This is a genomic window from Streptomyces botrytidirepellens, assembly GCF_003721215.1.
In the GTDB taxonomy this organism is placed as follows: Bacteria; Actinomycetota; Actinomycetes; order Streptomycetales; family Streptomycetaceae; genus Streptomyces; species Streptomyces himastatinicus.
In genome coordinates this window covers 1-21,350 of the sequence record NZ_RIBZ01000849.1, presented here as the reverse complement: position 1 = coordinate 21,350, position 21,350 = coordinate 1, and the positions used below count along the sequence as shown (strand labels likewise).

General features: G+C 67.2%; 16 protein-coding genes and 1 tRNA gene. 16 read left to right on the top strand and 1 reads right to left on the bottom strand.

Going from position 1 to position 21,350, the window contains the following annotated elements; genetic code table 11:
- Nucleotides 1-77: 77 nt before the first annotated feature.
- The gene (locus tag EEJ42_RS44850; RefSeq protein ID WP_123107889.1) at nt 78-1,316 is read right to left on the bottom strand and encodes a pyridoxal phosphate-dependent aminotransferase; all 1,239 of its coding nucleotides are present in this window, start codon (nt 1,314-1,316) and stop codon (nt 78-80) included.
- Nucleotides 1,317-1,534: 218 nt separating this feature from the next.
- Here EEJ42_RS44850 and EEJ42_RS44845 point away from each other — a divergent pair.
- From EEJ42_RS44845 to EEJ42_RS44765, 16 genes are all read left to right on the top strand, one after another.
- A tRNA-Trp gene (locus EEJ42_RS44845) sits at nt 1,535-1,607 on the top strand.
- A gap of 109 nt (nt 1,608-1,716) precedes the next feature.
- On the top strand, nt 1,717-2,010 hold the full coding sequence (gene secE / locus EEJ42_RS44840; RefSeq protein ID WP_009715901.1) for a preprotein translocase subunit SecE: 294 nt from the start codon (nt 1,717-1,719) through the stop codon (nt 2,008-2,010).
- 79 nt (nt 2,011-2,089) lie between these two features.
- Nucleotides 2,090-2,920, top strand: coding sequence for a transcription termination/antitermination protein NusG (gene nusG / locus EEJ42_RS44835; RefSeq protein WP_123107888.1), 831 nt, complete (start codon nt 2,090-2,092; stop codon nt 2,918-2,920).
- A gap of 167 nt (nt 2,921-3,087) precedes the next feature.
- The gene (gene rplK / locus EEJ42_RS44830; RefSeq protein WP_009715899.1) at nt 3,088-3,522 is read left to right on the top strand and encodes a 50S ribosomal protein L11; all 435 of its coding nucleotides are present in this window, start codon (nt 3,088-3,090) and stop codon (nt 3,520-3,522) included.
- Between the two features lie 80 nt (nt 3,523-3,602).
- Nucleotides 3,603-4,322, top strand: coding sequence for a 50S ribosomal protein L1 (gene rplA, locus EEJ42_RS44825; protein WP_123107887.1), 720 nt, complete (start codon nt 3,603-3,605; stop codon nt 4,320-4,322).
- A 127-nt stretch (nt 4,323-4,449) separates the two neighbouring features.
- Entirely contained in the window at nt 4,450-5,361 is a 912-nt protein-coding gene (locus tag EEJ42_RS44820) for an SCO4651 family lipoprotein (RefSeq protein WP_342778418.1), read from the top strand.
- Nucleotides 5,362-5,649: 288 nt separating this feature from the next.
- Nucleotides 5,650-6,213, top strand: coding sequence for a 50S ribosomal protein L10 (rplJ, locus tag EEJ42_RS44815; protein ID WP_123107885.1), 564 nt, complete (start codon nt 5,650-5,652; stop codon nt 6,211-6,213).
- An 84-nt stretch (nt 6,214-6,297) separates the two neighbouring features.
- On the top strand, nt 6,298-6,687 hold the full coding sequence (gene rplL / locus EEJ42_RS44810) for a 50S ribosomal protein L7/L12 (RefSeq protein ID WP_123107884.1): 390 nt from the start codon (nt 6,298-6,300) through the stop codon (nt 6,685-6,687).
- A 563-nt stretch (nt 6,688-7,250) separates the two neighbouring features.
- The gene (rpoB, locus tag EEJ42_RS44800) at nt 7,251-10,733 is read left to right on the top strand and encodes a DNA-directed RNA polymerase subunit beta (RefSeq protein WP_123107883.1); all 3,483 of its coding nucleotides are present in this window, start codon (nt 7,251-7,253) and stop codon (nt 10,731-10,733) included.
- Between the two features lie 98 nt (nt 10,734-10,831).
- A complete protein-coding gene (locus EEJ42_RS44795; RefSeq protein WP_123107882.1) occupies nt 10,832-14,731 on the top strand; it encodes a DNA-directed RNA polymerase subunit beta' in 3,900 nt (1,299 codons plus the stop codon).
- A 354-nt stretch (nt 14,732-15,085) separates the two neighbouring features.
- Nucleotides 15,086-15,457: a 30S ribosomal protein S12 gene (rpsL, locus tag EEJ42_RS44790; protein ID WP_014054153.1), complete on the top strand. Its 372-nt coding sequence runs from the start codon at nt 15,086-15,088 to the stop codon at nt 15,455-15,457.
- Nucleotides 15,458-15,459: 2 nt separating this feature from the next.
- Nucleotides 15,460-15,930: a 30S ribosomal protein S7 gene (gene rpsG, locus EEJ42_RS44785; RefSeq protein WP_014178748.1), complete on the top strand. Its 471-nt coding sequence runs from the start codon at nt 15,460-15,462 to the stop codon at nt 15,928-15,930.
- A gap of 39 nt (nt 15,931-15,969) precedes the next feature.
- On the top strand, nt 15,970-18,090 hold the full coding sequence (gene fusA / locus EEJ42_RS44780) for an elongation factor G (protein WP_123107881.1): 2,121 nt from the start codon (nt 15,970-15,972) through the stop codon (nt 18,088-18,090).
- 227 nt (nt 18,091-18,317) lie between these two features.
- On the top strand, nt 18,318-19,511 hold the full coding sequence (gene tuf, locus EEJ42_RS44775) for an elongation factor Tu (RefSeq protein ID WP_123107880.1): 1,194 nt from the start codon (nt 18,318-18,320) through the stop codon (nt 19,509-19,511).
- Between the two features lie 128 nt (nt 19,512-19,639).
- Nucleotides 19,640-20,182 (top strand): hypothetical protein, encoded by a 543-nt coding sequence (locus EEJ42_RS44770; protein ID WP_123107879.1) that lies wholly within the window; start codon nt 19,640-19,642, stop codon nt 20,180-20,182.
- Nucleotides 20,175-21,263: an SRPBCC family protein gene (locus EEJ42_RS44765; RefSeq protein WP_123107878.1), complete on the top strand. Its 1,089-nt coding sequence runs from the start codon at nt 20,175-20,177 to the stop codon at nt 21,261-21,263. The genes EEJ42_RS44770 and EEJ42_RS44765 overlap by 8 nt, the downstream gene beginning before the upstream one ends.
- The last annotated feature ends 87 nt before the right edge of the window (nt 21,264-21,350 follow it).

The window sequence follows — 21,350 nt, the reverse complement described above, 5'->3', positions numbered from 1 at the left end:
CGGACCCGGATCCGGGCCTGAACGACAGCGGGCGTCCGGCCATGGCCGGACGCCCGCTCTCACCAGGGAAAACCCGCTCAGTCGCGGGCCTCCGCCAGCAGCTTCTGGATCCGCGAGACGCCCTCGACGAGGTCCTCGTCGCCCAGCGCGTAGGACAGCCGCAGGTAGCCCGGTGTGCCGAACGCCTCACCCGGCACCACGGCGACCTCGGCCTCCTCCAGGATCAGCGCGGCCAGCTCGACGCTGGTCTGCGGACGCTTGCCGCGGATCTCCTTGCCGAGCAGCCCCTTGGCCGACGGGTAGGCGTAGAACGCGCCCTCCGGCTCCGGGCACTCGATGCCGTCGATCTCGTTGAGCATGCGCACGATGGTGCGGCGGCGGCGGTCGAACGCCTCGCGCATCGTGGCGACGGCGTCGAGGTCGCCGGTGACGGCGGCCAGGGCGGCGGCCTGCGCGACGTTGCTCACATTGGACGTGGCGTGCGACTGGAGGTTGGTCGCGGCCTTGATCACGTCCTTGGGGCCGAGGATCCAGCCGACCCGCCAGCCGGTCATCGCGTACGTCTTCGCGACGCCGTTGACCACGATGCACTTGTCGCGCAGCTCGGGCACCACCACCGGCAGCGAGTGGAACTGCGCGTCGCCGTAGACCAGGTGCTCGTAGATCTCGTCGGTGAGCACCCACAGCCCGTGCTCGGCGGCCCAGCGGCCGATCTCCTCGATCTGCTCGCGGCTGTAGACCGCGCCCGTCGGGTTGGACGGCGAGACGAAGACCAGCACCTTGGTGTGCTCGGTGCGGGCGGCCTCCAGCTGCTCGACGGAGACGCGGTAGCCGGTCGTCTCGTCCGCGACGACGTCCACCGGGACACCGCCGGCCAGCCGGATCGACTCCGGGTAGGTGGTCCAGTACGGCGCGGGGACGATGACCTCGTCGCCCGGGTCGAGGATCGCGGCGAACGCCTCATAGATCGCCTGCTTGCCCCCGTTGGTCACCAGGATCTGGGCCGCCTCGACCTCGTAGCCGCTGTCGCGCAGCGTCTTCGCGGCGATGGCGGCCTTGAGCTCGGGAAGCCCGCCGGCCGGGGTGTAGCGGTGGAACTTGGGGTTGCGGCAAGCCTCCACCGCCGCCTCGACGACGTAGTCGGGCGTCGGGAAGTCCGGCTCGCCCGCGCCGAAGCCGATCACCGGGCGGCCGGCCGCCTTGAGGGCCTTGGCCTTGGCGTCGACGGCGAGGGTCGCGGACTCGGAGATGGAACCGATCCGGGCCGACACCCGTCGGTCGGTCGGGGACTGTACGGGGGGAGTAGCAGCGGTCATAGAGGCATCGTCGCAGACGGGCGAAAAGGGCGGTACACGGGTTTAACGAGACTCACACAAGTCTCCTGCCGAAACCCGAGCGGAGGGCACGGGCGCTTCTCGTTCGACGGCTGGCCGTCAAGCACGTACACTCAACCGTCGTTGGCCGCTCAACAGACGTATCCGACCCGCACACTCCGTGCAGCGGGATGGATGCGGTAGGTTGGGGGTTGCCGCAAAGGGTCGTAGCTCAATTGGTAGAGCACTGGTCTCCAAAACCAGCGGTTGGGGGTTCAAGTCCCTCCGGCCCTGCTACACGCACTTGATCGTCAGGGTGCGTGCATGCGTACGCAAGGACAAGCACCGCTGTGCGGCCGGGCCGGACGCGGCACGGCCACGACCCGGATTCAGGTGAGGACGAGTGACGGAAGCCCTTGGCTCCACCGCGACGCCTGAGAGCGGTCGTCCCGACGAGGACGAGGTGGCGACCAAGAAGGGCCGCCGTGGTGGCAAGCGCGCGAAGAAGGGGCCCTTCGGTCGGCTCGCGCTGTTCTACCGCCAGATCATCGCCGAACTGCGCAAGGTCGTGTGGCCCACGCGCAGCCAGCTGTCGACGTACACCAGTGTGGTGATCGTCTTCGTGCTGATCATGATCGGCATCGTGACCGTGATTGACTATGGGTTCAACAACGCCATCAAGTACGTCTTTGGCTGAGACCCCGCGGAGGGCGGCCGCGTCCCGGCAGGGCCCTTTCGCACGTTCCACCCCTTGAAGCCAGGAAGAAGCAGCCACCGTGTCTGACCCGAACCTGAACGACGCCGCCGAGCCCGTCGAGTCCCGTGAGGACGAGCTCGACATCGTCGAGGCGGCGGACTCCGACCAGGCTGACGCCGCCGACGTCGCCGCGGGTGAGCCCGCCGAGACGGCCGCGCTGCACGTCGAGGACGAGGCCGAGGCCGCCGTCGAGGTCGCCGAGGACGAGGCGGCGGAGGTCGCCGAGGTCGAGGTCGACCCGATCGAGGCCCTCCGCGAGGAGCTGCGCGGGCTGCCCGGCGAGTGGTACGTGATCCACACCTACGCGGGCTACGAGAAGCGCGTGAAGGCCAACCTGGAGCAGCGTGCCGTCTCGCTGAACGTCGAGGACTTCATCTACCAGGCCGAGGTCCCCGAAGAAGAGATCGTCCAGATCAAGAACGGCGAGCGGAAGAACGTCCGTCAGAACAAGCTCCCCGGCTATGTGCTGGTGCGCATGGACCTGACGAACGAGTCCTGGGGCGTCGTGCGGAACACCCCGGGCGTCACCGGCTTCGTGGGCAACGCCTACGACCCGTACCCGCTGACCCTGGACGAGATCGTCAAGATGCTCGCCCCGGAGGCCGAGGAGAAGGCCGCCAAGGCCACCGCCGAGGAAGGCGGCGCCCCGGCGCCCAGCCGCAAGGTCGAGGTCCAGGTGCTGGACTTCGAGGTCGGCGACTCGGTCACGGTCACCGACGGCCCGTTCGCCACGCTCCAGGCCACGATCAACGAGATCAACGCCGACTCGAAGAAGGTCAAGGGCCTGGTCGAGATCTTCGGCCGGGAGACCCCGGTCGAGCTGAGCTTCGACCAGATCCAGAAGAACTGACGCCTCTTCCGCACCCTTCCGACAGGTCAGATCGGGCCCTTCCGGGGCCGGTCTGACCTGCTCGGTTTCAGGCCGCACACCTATACCCGTTATCGTTGTGCGGTATGCCTCCATCCGGATGACCCGGAGTGGGGGCGGACCACCTCTCACTAGGACCCGGAGAGAGCATGCCTCCCAAGAAGAAGAAGGTCACGGGGCTGATCAAGCTCCAGATCCAGGCCGGTGCCGCCAACCCGGCCCCGCCGGTCGGCCCCGCGCTGGGTCAGCACGGCGTCAACATCATGGAGTTCTGCAAGGCCTACAACGCCGCGACCGAGTCGCAGCGTGGCATGGTCGTGCCGGTGGAGATCACGGTCTACGAGGACCGTTCCTTCACCTTCATCACCAAGACGCCGCCGGCCGCGAAGCTCATCCTCAAGGCCGCGGGCGTGGAGAAGGGCTCCGGCGAGCCGCACAAGACCAAGGTCGCCAAGATCACCCGCGACCAGGTCCGCGACATCGCCACCACCAAGATGCCCGACCTGAACGCCAACGACCTGGACGCCGCCGAGAAGATCATCGCCGGCACCGCCCGTTCCATGGGCATCACGGTCGAGGGCTGACAGCCACCCCGTAGCACCACCGTGGCAGGACCAATGCGCGGTCCGGACCACGACTCCGAACACAGACATCAGGAGCAGTAGTGAGCAAGCGCAGCAAGGCCCTCCGCGCTGCGGACGCCAAGATCGACCGGGAGCGCGCGTACGCCCCGCTCGAGGCCGTCCGTCTCGCCAAGGACACCTCCCCGAGCAAGTTCGACGCGACCGTCGAGGTCGCCATGCGCCTGGGCGTCGACCCGCGCAAGGCCGACCAGATGGTCCGCGGCACCGTGAACCTGCCGCACGGCACCGGTAAGACCGCCCGGGTCCTGGTCTTCGCGACCGGTGACCGTGCTGCGGCCGCGGAGGCCGCCGGCGCCGACATCGTCGGCTCCGACGAGCTCATCGACGAGGTGTCCAAGGGCCGCCTGGACTTCGACGCCGTCGTCGCCACCCCGGACCTCATGGGCAAGGTCGGCCGCCTCGGCCGGGTGCTCGGTCCGCGTGGTCTGATGCCGAACCCGAAGACCGGCACCGTCACCCCGGACGTGGCCAAGGCCGTCACGGACATCAAGGGCGGCAAGATCGAGTTCCGCGTCGACAAGCACGCCAACCTGCACTTCATCATCGGCAAGGTGTCGTTCGACGAGGCGCAGCTGGTGGAGAACTACGCCGCGGCGCTCGAGGAGATCAACCGTCTCAAGCCGTCCGCCGCGAAGGGCCGCTACATCAAGAAGGCGAGCCTGAGCACGACGATGGGCCCCGGCATCCCGCTGGACGCCAACCGCACGCGCAACCTGCTGGTCGAGGAAGAGGCCGTCTGAGCCCTTCCCTGACCGGAACCGCCGGGCCCCCGCATCTCGTGAAGAGGTGCGGGGGCCCGGCGCGTTGCTGTCGGCGGTCCCCTATAAGGTTCGACGGACAGTCGTAAAAGAAAAATAAGGGGGAACCGTGCGCGGTACTCATGTGGGCGTGCGATGCGTGATCGCGGCCTGTGGCGTTGTTCTGATGGCCGGGCTCACCGCGTGCGGGGGCGACAAGTCCGATGAGGGCAAGGCGAGCGACAAGACCGGCGACAACGGCGGCCAGTCGGTCGGCAGCCCGCTGGCGGCCCTGAAGCTCGCCTCGCAGCGCACGGACCAGCAGAACTCGGCCAAGGTCGAGGGCACCACCCAGAACGGCACGCAGACCGCCGAGATGTCCGGCGCCATGGACTGGGCGGACGGCATGAACGCCACCATGACCATCACCCAGAAGGGCGGGGCCATAGCCTCCAGCCCGATCGCGGGCAAGCCCCTCCAGGCGCGGTACACGCCCGACGCGATGTTCATGAACATGGGCGACGAGTTCGCCCAGCAGGCGGGCGGCGGCAAGCACTGGATCAAGTACGACTACGACGTGCTGGCCGAGAAGGCGGGCGCCTCCGGTGCCTTCCTCAAGGACCAGATGCAGAACAACAACCCGTCGCGCTCGGTGCAGCTGCTGATGGCCTCGGGCAAGGTCAAGAAGGTCGGCTCGGAGAGCGTGAAGGGTGCCGAGACCACCCACTACACGGGCACGGTCGAGGTCTCCGAGCTGGCCAAGATGCAGTCCACCGACCTGAGCCAGTCGGACCTGGACGCCCTCCAGAAGCAGATGGAGCAGTCCGGCATGAAGACCGAGACCATCGATCTGTGGATCGACAACAAGAACCTGCTGGTCAAGAAGCGCGAGCAGGCCAAGAGCAACAACGGCGGGTACGACTCGACGGTCTTCTACTCGGACTACGGCACCAAGGTCACCGTCGAGGAGCCGTCGTCCTCGGACACCATCAGCTTCGAGGAGATGGCGGGCGGCGCCGGAGCGCCGAAGCCCAGCAGCTGATGTGCTGCCCGTAGCTGATTTGCCCGGCCGCGGCCCGTTCGCGTAATCTGCTTCAGAAGCCAAAGACCGCTGGTTGTCGCTGTGCCCCCGCAAGGGGATACGGCGGCTGAAGGATCCGCTAGCTGCGGACGGCCCGCGTAGGTGACTGTGGTGAGAACTCCCGAACGGGCCGTGTGTCCGTGCGGTCGAGTCACGCCCCGTGCGCCTGCGCCGGGGCGTTTTCGTGTTGTTCAGTCTCCTTCCTTCAGGCCGATGCGGTCCTCATCACCCGGAAGGAGGCCGAGGCTCATGGCGAGTCCCGACAAGGTCGACGCCGTCGACGAGATGCGGGAGAAGTTCAGCACCTCGAACGGCGCCGTTGTGACCGCGTACACCGGTCTCACCGTCGCACAGCTCAAGGAGCTGCGCCGTTCGCTCGGTGAGAACGCCCAGTACCGTGTGGTGAAGAACACGCTGACCAAGATCGCGGCCAACGAGGCCGGGATCAACCAGATCGACGACCTCTTCGTGGGTTCGTCGGCCGTCGCCTTCGTGACCGGTGACCCGGTCGAGGCGGCGAAGGGTCTCCGTGACTTCGCCAAGGACAACCCCGCTCTCGTCATCAAGGGCGGTGTCCTTGATGGCAAGGCGCTGTCCGCCGACGAGATCAAGAAGCTCGCGGACCTCGAGTCCCGCGAGGTGCTGCTCTCCAAGCTGGCGGGCGCCATGAAGGCCAAGCAGTCTCAGGCTGCCGCGCTCTTCCAGGCCCCGCTCTCGAAGTTCATCCGCACCGCGGAGGCGCTTCGGGCCAAGGTTGACGAGCAGGGCGGTGCCGGCGAGCCGGCTCCCGCCGAGGCCGAGGCCGCCGAGTAACTCGGCCCCGGTCGCAGCGGGCCCGGAAGAAGCCCGCCACCATTTTCATCCGGCACCTGCCGAACTAGTGGAAGGACCGCCATCATGGCGAAGCTCAGCCAGGACGACCTGCTCGCGCAGTTCGAGGAGATGACCCTCATCGAGCTCTCCGAGTTCGTGAAGGCCTTCGAGGAGAAGTTCGACGTCACCGCCGCCGCCCCGGCCGCCGTCGTCGCCGCCGGTGCCCCGGGTGCCCCGGCCGCCGCCGAGCAGGAGGAGGAGAAGGACGAGTTCGACGTCATCCTCACCGGCGCCGGCGACAAGAAGATCCAGGTCATTAAGGTCGTGCGTGAGCTGACCTCCCTGGGTCTGAAGGAGGCCAAGGACCTCGTCGACGGCACCCCGAAGCCGGTCCTCGAGAAGGTCAACAAGGAGGCCGCCGACAAGGCCGCCGAGTCCCTCAAGGGCGCCGGCGCCTCCGTCGAGGTCAAGTGATCTCACGGGTCGGATGACCCGCTGTGCCGTGAGGGCGATCACCCGTTGGGGTGGTCGCCCTTCGGTGTTCTTGTGACGGCTACGCTGACATTCCGGTTCCGGCAGGTATGGTGATCTTCGTTGCCCGTCGCCACGCCCTGTGACGATCTCGCCGGAGTGGGGGGCCTTGACGAACGGCACGCAGCGCGCAATTCTCGGGACGCGACGTCACACGATCCGTAAGTCCGAGGCATGGATCGCCGGCGAAGCGGGCAGTATCGATATGCGCTGGCGAAGCGCGGTCGTCGCCGACCAGGCGGGGTGAAGGACAACGAGGGGCGAGCCCCCTCACCGGAGGGAGAGATTGGCGCTGCCGGTCTCAGAAACTCGGCGCTGGACATCAGTGTGCCAAGTGGCTACACTGACCCTTTGCGCTGCCTGTTAGCTGCTCCCTGCCCGTCACCAGGGGCATACCCACCTTTGAGCACTGCCGATGAAAACACCCTGACCAGGGATTTCATCCATGGGTTCGCGGTGGGACCGGTACGCGCGTAGTGAGTCCGAGCCCTCGGAAGGACCCCCTCTTGGCCGCCTCGCGCAACGCCTCGACTGCCAATACGAACAATGGCGCCAGCACCGCCCCGCTGCGCATCTCCTTTGCGAAGATCAAGGAGCCTCTCGAGGTTCCGAACCTCCTTGCACTGCAGACCGAGAGCTTCGATTGGCTGCTCGGCAATGCCGCCTGGAAGGCTCGCGTCGAGGCTGCGCTGGACAGCGGTCAGGACGTCCCCACCAAGTCCGGTCTGGAAGAGATCTTCGAGGAGATCTCCCCGATCGAGGACTTCTCCGGGTCGATGTCCCTGACCTTCCGTGATCACCGCTTCGAGCCGCCGAAGAACTCGATCGACGAGTGCAAGGAGCGCGACTTCACGTACGCCGCGCCGCTCTTCGTCACCGCCGAGTTCACCAACAACGAGACCGGTGAGATCAAGTCCCAGACGGTCTTCATGGGCGACTTCCCGCTCATGACGCCGAAGGGCACCTTCTGCATCAACGGCACCGAGCGTGTCGTCGTCTCGCAGCTGGTCCGCTCGCCGGGTGTGTACTTCGACTCCTCCATCGACAAGACGTCCGACAAGGACATCTTCTCCGCCAAGATCATCCCGTCCCGGGGTGCCTGGCTGGAGATGGAGATCGACAAGCGCGACATGGTCGGCGTCCGCATCGACCGCAAGCGCAAGCAGTCCGTCACCGTCCTGCTCAAGGCGCTCGGCTGGACCACCGAGCAGATCCTCGAGGAGTTCGGCGAGTACGAGTCCATGCGCGCCACCCTGGAGAAGGACCACACCCAGGGCCAGGACGACGCGCTGCTCGACATCTACCGCAAGCTGCGCCCGGGCGAGCCGCCGACGCGTGAGGCCGCCCAGACGCTGCTGGAGAACCTGTACTTCAACCCGAAGCGCTACGACCTCGCCAAGGTCGGCCGGTACAAGGTCAACAAGAAGCTCGGCGCGGACGCCCCCCTCGACGCCGGCGTGCTGACCACCGACGATGTCATCGCGACCATCAAGTACCTGGTCAAGCTGCACGCGGGCGAGACCGAGACGGTCGGCGAGGCCGGCGACATGATCGTCGTCGAGACCGACGACATCGACCACTTCGGCAACCGCCGCCTGCGGAACGTCGGCGAGCTGATCCAGAACCAGGTCCGCACCGGTCTGGCCCGTATGGAGCGCGTCGTCCGCGAGCGGATGACCACCCAGGACGTCGAGGCGATCACGCCGCAGACCCTGATCAACATCCGGCCGGTCGTCGCCTCCATCAAGGAGTTCTTCGGCACCAGCCAGCTGTCGCAGTTCATGGACCAGACCAACCCGCTGTCGGGTCTGACCCACAAGCGCCGTCTGTCGGCGCTGGGCCCGGGTGGTCTGAGCCGTGAGCGGGCGGGCTTCGAGGTCCGTGACGTGCACCCCTCGCACTACGGCCGCATGTGCCCGATCGAGACGCCGGAAGGACCGAACATCGGTCTGATCGGCTCGCTCGCCTCGTACGGCCGGGTCAACGCGTTCGGCTTCGTCGAGACCCCGTACCGCAAGGTCCACGAGGGTGTCGTCACCGACAAGGTGGACTTCCTCACCGCCGATGAGGAAGACCGCTTCGTCATCGCCCAGGCGAACGCGCCGCTGGCCGAGGACAACACCTACGCCGAGAACCGCGTCCTGGTCCGCCGCCGTGGCGGTGAGGTCGACTACGTGCCCGGCTCCGAGGTCGACTACATGGACGTCTCGCCGCGCCAGATGGTGTCGGTCGCGACCGCCATGATCCCCTTCCTCGAGCACGACGACGCCAACCGCGCGCTCATGGGCTCGAACATGATGCGTCAGGCCGTGCCGCTGATCAAGGCGGAGTCCCCGCTGGTCGGCACCGGCATGGAGTACCGCTGCGCGGTCGACGCCGGCGACGTCATCAAGGCCGAGAAGGACGGTGTCGTCCAGGAGGTCTCCGCCGACTACGTGACGGTGGCCAACGACGACGGCACCTACACCACCTACCGGATCGCCAAGTTCTCCCGCTCCAACCAGGGCACCTCCTTCAACCAGAAGGTCGTCGTCGACGAGGGCGCCCGCGTCGTCACCGGCCAGGTCCTGGCCGACGGCCCGTCCACCGAGGACGGCGAGATGGCGCTCGGCAAGAACCTCCTCGTGGCGTTCATGCCGTGGGAGGGCCACAACTACGAAGACGCGATCATCCTCAGCCAGCGACTGGTGCAGGACGACGTCCTCTCCTCGATCCACATCGAGGAGCACGAGGTCGACGCCCGGGACACCAAGCTCGGCCCCGAGGAGATCACCCGGGACATCCCGAACGTCTCCGAGGAGGTCCTGGCCGACCTCGACGAGCGCGGCATCATCCGCATCGGCGCCGAGGTCATCGCCGGGGACATCCTGGTCGGCAAGGTCACCCCGAAGGGTGAGACCGAGCTGACCCCGGAGGAGCGCCTGCTGCGCGCGATCTTCGGTGAGAAGGCCCGTGAGGTCCGTGACACCTCGCTGAAGGTGCCGCACGGCGAGACCGGCAAGGTCATCGGCGTCCGCGTCTTCGACCGCGAGGAGGGCGACGAGCTGCCCCCGGGCGTGAACCAGCTGGTCCGCGTCTACGTCGCGCAGAAGCGCAAGATCACCGACGGTGACAAGCTCGCCGGCCGTCACGGCAACAAGGGCGTCATCTCGAAGATCCTGCCGGTCGAGGACATGCCGTTCCTGGAGGACGGCACCCCGGTCGACATCATCCTCAACCCGCTGGGTGTGCCGTCCCGAATGAACCCGGGACAGGTGCTGGAGATCCACCTCGGCTGGCTGGCCTCCCGCGGCTGGAAGGTCGAGGGCTCCGAGGAGTGGATGCAGCGGCTGAAGGCGATCGGCGCGGACGAGGTCCAGCCCGGCACCAACGTCGCGACCCCGGTCTTCGACGGCGCCCGCGAGGACGAGATCGCCGGTCTCTTCGAGTCGACGATCCCGAACCGCGACGGCGACCGCCTGGTCCAGCCCTCCGGCAAGGCCCGGCTCTTCGACGGCCGCTCCGGCGAGCCGTTCCCGGACCCGATCTCGGTCGGCTTCATGTACATCCTCAAGCTGCACCACCTGGTGGACGACAAGCTGCACGCCCGGTCCACCGGCCCGTACTCGATGATCACCCAGCAGCCGCTGGGCGGTAAGGCTCAGTTCGGTGGCCAGCGCTTCGGAGAGATGGAGGTGTGGGCGCTGGAGGCTTACGGCGCCGCGTACGCCCTCCAGGAGCTGCTGACCATCAAGTCCGACGACGTCACCGGCCGCGTGAAGGTCTACGAGGCCATCGTCAAGGGCGAGAACATTCCGGAGCCCGGCATCCCCGAGTCCTTCAAGGTGCTCATCAAGGAGATGCAGTCCCTGTGCCTCAACGTGGAGGTGCTGTCCAGCGACGGCATGTCCATCGAGATGCGCGACACCGACGAGGACGTCTTCCGCGCTGCGGAGGAGCTCGGCATCGACCTGTCGCGGCGCGAGCCGAGCAGCGTCGAAGAGGTCTGACGGGTCTGGCCGGGGTACTCGCCTCCGAGCGCCCCGGCCTCTCCCCGGACCCCCAGTCAGACCCGAAGACACGACCCTGAAAGAGGGATTGACGACAAGTGCTCGACGTCAACTTCTTCGACGAGCTGCGGATCGGCCTCGCCACTGCTGACGACATCCGTCAGTGGTCCCACGGCGAGGTCAAGAAGCCGGAGACCATCAACTACCGCACCCTGAAGCCCGAAAAGGACGGACTCTTCTGCGAGAAGATCTTCGGTCCGACCCGGGACTGGGAGTGCTACTGCGGCAAGTACAAGCGCGTCCGCTTCAAGGGCATCATCTGTGAGCGCTGTGGCGTCGAGGTCACCCGCGCCAAGGTGCGCCGTGAGCGGATGGGCCACATCGAGCTGGCCGCTCCCGTCACCCACATCTGGTACTTCAAGGGCGTGCCCAGCCGCCTGGGCTACCTGCTCGACCTCGCCCCGAAGGACCTCGAAAAGGTCATCTACTTCGCCGCCTACATGATCACGTGGGTGGACGAGGAGCGCCGCACGCGCGACCTGCCGTCGCTGGAGGCCCACGTCTCCGTCGAGCGCCAGCAGATCGAGCAGCGCCGCGACGCCGACCTGGAGGCCCGCGCCAAGAAGCTCGAGGCCGACCTCGCCGACCTCGAGGCCGAGGGCGCCAAGGCCGATGTGCGCCGCAAGGTGCGCGAGGGCGCCGAGCGCGAGATGAAGCAGCTGCGCGACCGCGCCCAGCGCGAGATCGACCGTCTCGACGAGGTGTGGAACCGCTTCAAGAGCCTCAAGGTCCAGGACCTGGAGGGCGACGAGCTGCTCTACCGCGAGCTGCGTGACCGCTTCGGCACGTACTTCATGGGCGGCATGGGCGCGGCCGCGCTCCAGAAGCGCCTGGAGTCCTTCGACCTCGACGAGGAGGCCGAGAAGCTCCGCGAGATCATCCGGACCGGCAAGGGCCAGAAGAAGACCCGTGCGCTCAAGCGCCTCAAGGTCGTCTCCGCCTTCCTCCAGACCCGCAACAGCCCCAACGGCATGGTGCTGGACTGCATCCCGGTGATCCCGCCGGACCTGCGTCCGATGGTGCAGCTGGACGGTGGCCGCTTCGCGACCTCCGACCTGAACGACCTGTACCGCCGTGTGATCAACCGGAACAACCGCCTCAAGCGTCTGCTCGACCTCGGTGCCCCCGAGATCATCGTGAACAACGAGAAGCGGATGCTCCAGGAGGCCGTCGACGCGCTGTTCGACAACGGCCGCCGCGGTCGCCCGGTCACCGGTCCCGGTAACCGTCCGCTGAAGTCCCTCAGCGACATGCTGAAGGGTAAGCAGGGCCGGTTCCGTCAGAACCTGCTCGGTAAGCGTGTCGACTACTCGGCGCGTTCCGTCATCGTCGTCGGCCCGCAGCTGAAGCTGCACCAGTGCGGTCTGCCCAAGGCCATGGCGCTGGAGCTCTTCAAGCCGTTCGTGATGAAGCGCCTGGTGGACCTCAACCACGCGCAGAACATCAAGTCGGCGAAGCGCATGGTCGAGCGCGGCCGCACGGTCGTGTACGACGTGCTCGAAGAGGTCATCGCCGAGCACCCGGTGCTGCTGAACCGTGCGCCGACCCTGCACCGCCTCGGCATCCAGGCCTTCGAGCCGCAGCTGGTCGAGGGCAAGGCCATTCAGATTCACCCGCTCGTCTGCACCGCGTTCAACGCGGACTTCGACGGTGACCAGATGGCCGTGCACCTGCCGCTGTCCGCGGAGGCGCAGGCCGAGGCCCGCATCCTGATGCTGTCCTCGAACAACATCCTCAAGCCGGCCGACGGCCGGCCGGTGACCATGCCGACCCAGGACATGGTGCTGGGTCTGTTCTTCCTCACCACCGACGAGGAGGAGCGCGAGGTCAAGGGCGAGGGCCGGTCGTTCGGTTCGGTCGCCGAGGCGATCATGGCGTTCGACGCCCGGGAGCTGTCGCTCCAGGCGAAGATCGACATCCGCTTCCCGATCGGCACCGTCCCGCCCCGCGGCTGGACCCCGCCGGCTCCGGAGGAGGGCGAGCCCGCCTGGCAGCAGGGCGACAGCTTCCGGCTGCGCACCACGCTGGGCCGCGCGCTCTTCAACGAGCTGCTGCCCGAGGACTACCCGTTCGTCGACTACTCGGTGGGCAAGAAGCAGCTCTCCGAGATCGTCAACGACCTCGCCGAGCGCTACCCCAAGGTCATCGTCGCGGCGACCCTGGACAACCTGAAGGCGGCCGGTTTCCACTGGGCCACCCGCTCCGGTGTCACCGTCGCCATCTCCGACGTGGTCGTGCCCGAGGCCAAGAAGGCCATCATCACGGGCTACGAGGCGCAGGACGAGAAGGTCCAGAAGCAGTACGAGCGCGGTCTGATCACCAAGGACGAGCGCACCCAGGAACTGATCGCGATCTGGACCAAGGCGACCAACGAGGTCGCCGAGGCGATGAACGCGAACTTCCCGAAGACCAACCCGATCTTCATGATGGTCGACTCGGGCGCGCGCGGAAACATGATGCAGATGCGTCAGATCGCCGGTATGCGTGGTCTGGTGTCCAACGCGAAGAACGAGACCATCCCGCGGCCCATTAAGGCGTCGTTCCGTGAGGGTCTCTCCGTGCTGGAGTACTTCATCTCCACCCACGGTGCCCGTAAGGGTCTCGCGGACACCGCCCTGCGTACCGCCGACTCGGGTTACCTGACCCGTCGTCTGGTGGACGTCTCGCAGGACGTGATCATTCGCGAGGAGGACTGCGGCACCGAGCGCGGTCTCAAGCTCGCGATCGCGACCACGGGCGCGGACGGCGTGCTGCGCAAGACGGAGGACGTCGAGACCAGCGTGTACGCGCGCTGCCTCGCCGAGGACATCGTCGTGGACGGGAAGGTCCTGGCCCCGGCCGGCACCGACCTGGGCGACGTGCTCATCGACGAGCTGGTCCGGCACGGTGTCGGGACGGTCAAGACCCGTTCGGTGCTCACCTGCGAGTCCGCCGTCGGCACCTGCGCCATGTGCTACGGCCGCTCGCTGGCGACCGGCAAGCTGGTGGACATCGGCGAGGCCGTCGGCATCATCGCCGCCCAGTCCATCGGTGAGCCCGGCACCCAGCTGACGATGCGTACCTTCCACACCGGTGGTGTGGCCGGTGACGACATCACCCAGGGTCTGCCGCGTGTCGTCGAACTCTTCGAGGCCCGTACGCCCAAGGGCGTCGCGCCGATCTCGGAGGCGGCCGGCCGCGTCCGGATCGAGGAGACCGAGAAGACCAAGAAGATCGTCGTCACCCCGGACGACGGCTCCGACGAGACCGCCTACGGCGTCTCCAAGCGGGCCCGTCTGCTGGTGGGCGAGGGCGACCACGTCGAGGTCGGCCAGGCGCTGACCGTGGGTGCCACCAACCCGCACGACGTGCTGCGCATCCTCGGCCAGCGCGCCGTCCAGGTGCACCTGGTCGGCGAGGTCCAGAAGGTCTACAACTCGCAGGGTGTGTCGATCCACGACAAGCACATCGAGATCATCATCCGGCAGATGCTGCGCCGGGTCACGATCATCGAGTCCGGCGACGCGGAGCTGCTGCCGGGCGAGCTCGTGGAGCGCTCGCGCTTCGAGGGTGAGAACCGTCGTGTGGTCCAGGAAGGCGGCCACCCGGCCTCCGGCCGTCCGCAGCTGATGGGTATCACCAAGGCCTCGCTGGCGACCGAGTCCTGGCTGTCGGCGGCGTCCTTCCAGGAGACGACCCGGGTGCTCACCGACGCGGCGATCAACGCCAAGTCGGACTCCCTGATCGGCCTCAAGGAGAACGTCATCATCGGTAAGCTCATCCCGGCCGGTACGGGCCTGTCCCGCTACCGCAACATCCGGGTCGAGCCGACCGAGGAGGCGAAGGCCGCGATGTACTCGGCCGTCGGCTACGACGACATCGACTACTCGCCCTTCGGCACCGGCTCCGGCCAGGCGGTCCCGCTGGAGGACTACGACTACGGTCCGTACAACCAGTAAGAGCACCCCCGGCTGGGGGTCCGGGGGTTATCCCCCGGGAATTTGCAGCACAGGGCGGTCACCCCATGGCGGGGTGGCCGCCCTGCGGCTATGCTCCGGGTTGGTGTGTCCAGCGCGTGTGCATTTGTTTTGACCGGAGCCGATGCGGTAGGTACGCTCTGACCTTGTGCCTGGGGTGTCCCTGGGCTCCCGTATGCGCTAAGAGCGCTGCCGGGGGGCCGAGGTGTCGACACCAACAATTCGCACTCTCCTGACATTCGCAGGGGGCTGCGGTGTGCGACACACCCGACCGCGTGGGTCGGAGAAACCCCAGGTTAGCTTTATCGAGATCGGCACACAGAAACCGGAGAAACGGTGCCTACGATCCAGCAGCTGGTCCGCAAGGGCCGCCAGGACAAGGTCGAGAAGAACAAGACTCCCGCACTGGCGGGGTCGCCGCAGCGTCGTGGCACGTGCACCCGCGTGTTCACCACGACGCCGAAGAAGCCGAACTCGGCGCTCCGCAAGGTCGCGCGTGTCCGGCTGAGCAGTGGGATCGAGGTCACCGCCTACGTCCCGGGTGAGGGGCACAACCTGCAGGAGCACTCCATCGTGCTCGTGCGCGGCGGTCGTGTGAAGGACCTGCCGGGTGTTCGTTACAAGATCATCCGCGGCTCCCTCGACACGCAGGGCGTCAAGAACCGCAAGCAGGCTCGCAGCCGCTACGGCGCCAAGAAGGAGAAGTAAGAATGCCTCGTAAGGGTCCCGCCCCGAAGCGCCCGGTCATCATCGACCCGGTTTACAACTCTCCTCTGGTGACTTCCCTCATCAACAAGGTCCTGCTGAACGGCAAGCGCTCCACCGCCGAGCGCATTGTCTACGGCGCCATGGAGGGCCTGCGTGAGAAGTCCGGCAACGACCCGGTCATCACGCTCAAGCGCGCGCTGGAGAACGTGAAGCCGACCCTCGAGGTCCGCTCCCGTCGTGTCGGTGGCGCCACCTACCAGGTGCCGGTCGAGGTTCGTCCCGGCCGCTCCTCCACCCTCGCGCTGCGCTGGCTCGTGGGCTACTCCCGCGCCCGTCGCGAGAAGACCATGACCGAGCGGCTGATGAACGAGCTGCTGGACGCCAGCAACGGTCTGGGCGCCTCCGTCAAGCGTCGCGAGGACACCCACAAGATGGCCGAGTCCAACAAGGCCTTCGCGCACTACCGCTGGTAGTCGCTACCCCATCGAGAACCGAGAGAAGACTGAAGCCTTATGGCTACCACTTCACTTGACCTGGCCAAGGTCCGCAATATCGGGATCATGGCCCACATCGACGCGGGCAAGACGACGACCACCGAGCGGATCCTGTTCTACACCGGTGTGAGCTACAAGATCGGTGAGGTCCACGACGGCGCTGCCACGATGGACTGGATGGAGCAGGAGCAGGAGCGCGGCATCACGATCACGTCGGCCGCGACGACCTGTCACTGGCCGCTCGAGGACACCGATCACACGATCAACATCATTGACACCCCGGGGCACGTCGACTTCACCGTCGAGGTGGAGCGCTCGCTGCGCGTCCTCGACGGTGCCGTGACGGTGTTCGACGGTGTGGCCGGCGTGGAGCCGCAGTCCGAGACCGTGTGGCGTCAGGCGGACCGCTACGGCGTTCCGCGGATCTGCTTCGTCAACAAGCTCGACCGCACCGGTGCGGAGTTCCACCGTTGCGTCGACATGATCACGGACCGCCTGGGCGCGGTGCCGCTGGTCATGCAGCTGCCGATCGGCACCGAGGCCGACTTCAAGGGCGTCATCGACCTCGTCACCATGAAGGCGCTGGTCTGGAACATCGAGGCGTCCAAGGGCGAGATGTACGACACCGTCGACATCCCGGACACCCACACCGAGGCCGCCGACGAGTGGCGCGGCAAGCTGCTGGAGACCGTCGCCGAGAACGACGAAGAGATGATGGAGCTGTACCTGGAGGGCGAAGAGCCCTCCGTGGAGCAGCTGTACGCGGCGGTCCGCCGCATCACCATCGCCTCCGGCAAGGGCGGCGGCACCACCGTCACCCCCGTGTTCTGCGGCACCGCGTTCAAGAACAAGGGCGTGCAGCCCCTGCTCGACGCGGTCGTCCGGTACCTGCCGTCGCCGATCGACATCGAGGCGATCGAGGGCCACTCGGTCAAGGACCCCGACGAGGTCATCAAGCGTCGTCCGTCCGAGGACGAGCCGCTGTCGGTCCTGGCGTTCAAGATTGCGAGCGACCCGCACCTCGGGAAGCTCACCTTCATCCGGGTCTACTCGGGCCGCCTCGTGGCCGGCTCGCAGGTCCTGAACTCGGTGAAGGGCAAGAAGGAGCGCATCGGCAAGATCTACCGGATGCACGCGAACAAGCGTGAGGAGATCGAGTCGGTGGGTGCCGGTGACATCGTCGCCGTCATGGGTCTGAAGCAGACCACCACCGGTGAGACGCTCTGCGACTCCTCGAACCCGGTGATCCTGGAGTCCATGGACTTCCCGGCCCCGGTCATCGAGGTGGCCATCGAGCCGAAGTCGAAGGGCGACCAGGAGAAGCTGGCCGTCGCGATCCAGCGGCTTGCCGAGGAGGACCCGTCCTTCCGCGTCAAGACCGACGAGGAGACCGGCCAGACGATCATCTCCGGCATGGGTGAGCTCCACCTCGACGTGCTGGTCGACCGCATGAAGCGCGAGTTCAAGGTCGAGGCCAACGTCGGCAAGCCGCAGGTGGCCTACCGCGAGACGCTGCGCAAGGCGGTCGAGCGGTACGACTACACGCACAAGAAGCAGACTGGTGGTTCCGGCCAGTTCGCCAAGGTGCAGATCGCGCTGGAGCCGCTCGAGGGCGACGGCTACGAGTTCGAGAACAAGGTCACCGGTGGCCGCATCCCGCGGGAGTACATCCCGTCCGTGGACGCGGGCTGCCAGGAGGCCATGGAGTTCGGCGTGCTCGCCGGCTACCCGCTGACCGGCGTCAAGGTCGTGCTTCTCGACGGTGGCTACCACGAGGTCGACTCCTCCGAGATGGCCTTCAAGATCGCCGGTTCGATGGCCTTCAAGGAGGCCGCCCGCAAGGCCAGCCCGGCCCTGCTCGAGCCGATGATGAAGGTCGAGGTCACGACGCCCGAGGACTACATGGGCGACGTGATCGGCGACATCAACTCCCGCCGTGGTCAGATCCAGTCCATGGAGGACCGTAGCGGCGCCAAGCTGGTGATCGGTCTGGTCCCGCTGTCGGAGATGTTCGGCTACGTGGGCGACCTGCGCAGCAAGACCTCTGGCCGCGCCAGCTACTCCATGCAGTTCGACTCCTACGCCGAGGTTCCCCGGAACGTCGCCGAGGAGATCATCGCGAAGGCCAAGGGCGAGTAAGGCGGGTTCATCCGCATTCCTCACCCTTTAGGCTGGAGCAAAAGGCAACGGGTGTTCCGTCATAGATCGTCCACCGTGGCGGTTTACGGCGGGGCCCCGGCCGCCGGCCCCCATAACGAATACGGCGAAGGGCATCCCCCTCGGGGTCCTGGCCGGTTCGGTACGACCACCTGAACCCGTCCGCAAGGCGCGGATGCGTTACAGAACCACTCCACAGGAGGACCCCAGTGGCGAAGGCGAAGTTCGAGCGGACTAAGCCGCACGTCAACATCGGCACCATCGGTCACATCGACCACGGTAAGACGACCCTTACCGCGGCGATCACCAAGGTGCTGCACGACGCGTTCCCGGACCTGAACGAGGCCTCGGCCTTCGACATGATCGACAAGGCGCCGGAAGAGCGCCAGCGTGGTATTACGATCTCCATCGCGCACGTCGAGTACCAGACCGAGTCGCGTCACTACGCGCACGTTGACTGCCCCGGTCACGCGGACTACATCAAGAACATGATCACCGGTGCCGCGCAGATGGACGGCGCCATCCTCGTGGTCGCCGCCACCGACGGCCCGATGCCGCAGACCAAGGAGCACGTGCTCCTGGCCCGCCAGGTCGGCGTTCCGTACATCGTCGTCGCCCTGAACAAGGCCGACATGGTGGACGACGAGGAGATCCTGGAGCTCGTCGAGCTCGAGGTCCGCGAGCTGCTCTCCGAGTACGAGTTCCCGGGCGACGACGTCCCGGTCGTCAAGGTCTCGGCGCTCAAGGCGCTCGAGGGCGACGCCGAGTGGGGCAAGTCCGTCCTCGACCTGATGAAGGCCGTCGACGACTCCATCCCGAACCCGGAGCGCGACGTCGACAAGCCGTTCCTCATGCCGATCGAGGACGTCTTCACCATCACCGGCCGCGGTACGGTCGTCACCGGCCGTATCGAGCGTGGTGTGCTGAAGGTCAACGAGAACGTCGACATCATCGGCATCAAGAACGAGAAGACCTCGACCACCGTCACCGGTATCGAGATGTTCCGCAAGCTGCTCGACGAGGGCCAGGCCGGTGAGAACGTCGGTCTGCTGCTCCGCGGCATCAAGCGCGAGGACGTCGAGCGCGGCCAGGTCATCATCAAGCCGGGCTCGGTCACCCCGCACACCGAGTTCGAGGCCCAGGCGTACATCCTGTCCAAGGATGAGGGTGGCCGCCACACGCCGTTCTTCAACAACTACCGTCCGCAGTTCTACTTCCGTACCACGGACGTGACGGGCGTTGTGACCCTCCCCGAGGGCACCGAGATGGTCATGCCGGGCGACAACACCGAGATGTCCGTCCAGCTGATCCAGCCGGTCGCCATGGAGGAGGGCCTGAAGTTCGCCATCCGTGAGGGTGGCCGGACCGTCGGCGCCGGTCAGGTCACGAAGATCAACAAGTGATCTGACGCTCTTCGGAGCACGCTCCCCGGAGCACGAGCCCCACTCGCCTTCACCCGGCGGGTGGGGCTTTTCCGTATCTGGGTACCCGGCCATCCGCATCGAAGCTGAGTTCGACTTCGGGAGTACGGATGATGACCAACGGCAAGATCGCGGTCGCGATCGCGGGAGGCTACCTCCTGGGACGCACCAAAAAGGCGAAACTCGCCCTGGGGCTGGGCATGTTGCTCGCAGGGAAGAAGATCACCCTCGATCCGCAGCAGCTGGCCCGGGCGGTCGCCGACTCCCCGCTGCTGAGCGGGCTGAACGCGCAGGCGCGCAAGGAGCTGAGCGGGGCCGCCAAAACGGCCGCGACCCGTGCGCTGTCCACCCGCATGAACGGCCTCGCCGACTCCCTGCACGACCGCACGCTGAGCCTTCGGGGTGAGGCGGACGACGAGCGCGACGCGCGCGACGAGGACGAGGAACCGGAGGACGACGAGGCCGCCGACGAGGAGGGCGAACGCACACCGCCGCCGCGCAAGGCGCCGCAGGCCAAGGGGGCCAAGGCTCCGGCAGGCCGGGCGCGCAAGGCCGCGGCCTCGTCCTCCGCGCCGGCGAAGAAGACCGCGAAGAGGGCGGCCGAGAAAACGGCGAAGAAGACCGCGAAGACCGCCGGGGGTCGCCGTGGCTGACACGTTGGGCAAGCTGAAGGACGACATCGTGCGCAGCCCGGCCGCGGACCGCCTCAAGGACGAGCTCCAGAGCTACGTCCAGGCCCGGGCGACCCACGCGCTCACCGGGCTCGGCACCGGTCTCGCCAAGGGCACCCAGGCGCTCGCCGAGGGCAAGCCACCGGGCCAGGCCGTGCTGAAGGCCGGGGCCTCCCAGCTGAAGGATTCGCTGAAGGACAAGGTCAAGGGCATGCTCGGCAAGGGGCGCGGCAAGAGCGGCGGCGGCAAGTCCAAGAGCGTCACCGTGGTCGAGGACATCGACGTCGGGGTGCCGGTCCGCGAGGCGTACGACCAGTGGACCCAGTTCCAGGAGTTCAGCACCTTCGCCAAGGGCGTCGTCAGCGTCGAGAAGGCCGACGACACCAGCAGCAACTGGAAGGTGAAGGTCGCCAAGTCCACGCGCAGCTGGAAGGCCAACGTCACCGAGCAGGTGCCCGACGAGCGGATCAGCTGGACGACCGAGGGCGCCAAGGGCACCGTCAAGGGCGTCGTCACCTTTCACCCGCTGGGCGACAGCCTCACCCGGGTGCTGCTGGTGCTGGAGTACTTCCCCAAGGGCCTGTTCGAGAAGACCGGCAACATCTGGCGCGCCCAGGGCCGCCGGGCGCGGCTCGACCTCAAGCTCTACCGCAAGTTCATCATGATGCGCGGCGAGGCCACGGACGGCTGGCGCGGCGAGATCCAGGACGGCGAGGTCGTGGTCGACCACGAGACGGCCGTGGCGGAGGAAGAGGAAGCGCGCGACGAAGAGCGCGACGACGAGGCCGGGGGAGAGGCCGATGAGCCGCGGGCCGAGCAGGACGACGAGGACGCGGCGGACGAGGACGAGCCCGAGGCCGAGGACGAGCCCGAGGACGAGCCCGAGGCTGAGTACGAAGCCGAGGGCGACGAGGCGGAGTTCGCCGACGACGCCGAGCCCGAAGACGCCGAAGACGCCGACGTCGAACCCGAGGAGGAGTACGAGGAGGAGCCCGACGAGGCCGAGGAGGCCGAGCCCGCGCCCGAGCGCCCGCGGCGGCGCACGGCGGCGGCGCGCCGCTGAGGGCCTGCTGCTTCGGCAACCGCCGGGGCGCCCCCGATCGAGACGACGGGGGCGCCCCGGCGGCGGTGTTACGCCCTGGAGGTCGGG